General features: G+C 27.4%; 2 protein-coding genes. Both read right to left on the reverse strand.

Going from position 1 to position 1,676, the window contains the following annotated elements; genetic code table 11:
• Nucleotides 1-520: hypothetical protein (locus tag HMPREF9075_RS06515; RefSeq protein ID WP_009751394.1), on the reverse strand; the 520-nt coding region annotated here is incomplete at its 3' end.
• Between the two features lie 238 nt (nucleotides 521-758).
• Nucleotides 759-1,610 (reverse strand): hypothetical protein, encoded by an 852-nt coding sequence (locus tag HMPREF9075_RS06520; RefSeq protein WP_009751396.1) that lies wholly within the window; start codon nucleotides 1,608-1,610, stop codon nucleotides 759-761.
• Between the last annotated feature and the right edge of the window lie 66 nt (nucleotides 1,611-1,676).

Below are 1,676 nucleotides of genomic sequence, written 5' to 3' on the forward strand. Positions count from 1 at the left end.
GAATGCTGTCTATACAATATTGAGAATTTACATAAGTATCCGACCGAAAACCACTAACGCCAGACATATAAACTTCTATTACAAATCCCTCTTTATATTTAGATATTTTTTGATATATATCAGGATATAAGACATCATTGTAGATTTTTGTTTTATTTTGGTTTTTTATGTTCTTACGCTGTATAATAAGTAATTTTTTGTGGATTTTCTCAGGGTAACAATCTCCCCAACCTTCAATATAAAAAGGGGTTAATGTGGCTAAACTATCATTGTTAAATAATACATTCTCATCTCCTATAATGTAAAATTTAGAAATATGATAATTATAACGCTTTTCATATTGCTTTACATCATAGTTGCAATTATATTTAAAAATATCCTTAGGAGCAAAAATAGTATCTATATTTTCGATTTTTGCTCTTTTGTTTAATTCCTTATCAAATTTGATAGGATAAATGCCCTTAAAAAAAGCAGATATCATAAAGAAATAAAAAACAAATTTAATTAGAAGATTTATCATCTTTATAAGGTTTTTAGAGTTATACTTCTTGATTTGTAGTTAAACGAAAATAGATTTCGAATAAATAGGCTTGTTTTTAGGGGGGCGTTTGCAAAACGTCCGTACACAACGCACTTTAAAAACGATTGATTATCAGAGTGTAGCAATATGAATTTAGTATAACCAATTCTATAATATAAGTATTACCACTGGGGTCTTCTATCTCAGTAGTAATACTCCTGATATTGTTAGAAATTTGTTAGAATGTTACATCTTCAAAAGTTGAACTTTTTTTTATAAAAGTAACTGTATTATTTCCCATATTTGTACTTTTTAAATGCGTTTTTTCAAAACTATTATCTAAGGATATTGTTTTTTGGGTCTCTTCCATAGATTTAACATTCGCTTCTGTAATTGAAAAAGAGAAACTATTAGGATTTGTAGATAAACGCTCTTTAAAAAAAGATATATCAGCGTAATTTTCGCCTTTTTTGTATGCTTTTTTTGTGATACTTACTATTCCTTTTTCATCATAAATATAGAAAACTAACCACTTTTCAAAGCCGTCGGCTTGTTGTTTTTGTGTAACTAAAACAGCTTTTAATATTTTGTAGTTGAATCTATATTTACTTTTCGAGCTTACTAAAAATAAATCTTCTAAGAGGAAATAATCCCCTAAACAATCATCTAAGAAATCTAATATTTCACTAATATCTTTTTGCTCTAAAATTTTAGTTTTCAGAAAATTATAGTATTGCTTTTCCAAAAAATATACGTCTTTTTTGTTTACTTCTATTTTATATTTCGAATCAAAGAATTTTAGATTTAATGTTGAGTCATCAACAAATAATGTGGCATTATTATTTTTGGTTATTAGATGTAATTTACAAGAATTATAACTACTTGCATCAGTATAAGCATCATACGACAACGCCTCTTTCCCCTTTTCATATACAAATTGATGAAAAATGGGGAAAGCTACACTATCTTGAGGAATATTATTTTCCCCTTCTATAGTATATTTATCATAAAGCATCCTAAAACGTAATTCTTCCTTTTGAGAATATGCATAAAAGCAACTCAACAATAGTATAAAATATAATTTTTTCATTCCTTTATTTTTTTGATAATTTCCAAAAAATGCCCCCTGCTGGCGCGAGCTTGTAGCTCGTGCCTA

Origin of the sequence: Capnocytophaga sp. oral taxon 332 str. F0381 (genome assembly GCF_000318275.2) — a bacterium.
Taxonomy (GTDB): Bacteria; Bacteroidota; Bacteroidia; order Flavobacteriales; family Flavobacteriaceae; genus Capnocytophaga; species Capnocytophaga bilenii.

What these genes read in the sequence shown, in the direction of transcription:
- HMPREF9075_RS06520 (WP_009751396.1), bottom strand. Translation starts at nt 1,610, where the DNA reads ATGAAAAAATTATATTTTATACTATTGTTGAGTTGCTTTTATGCATAT.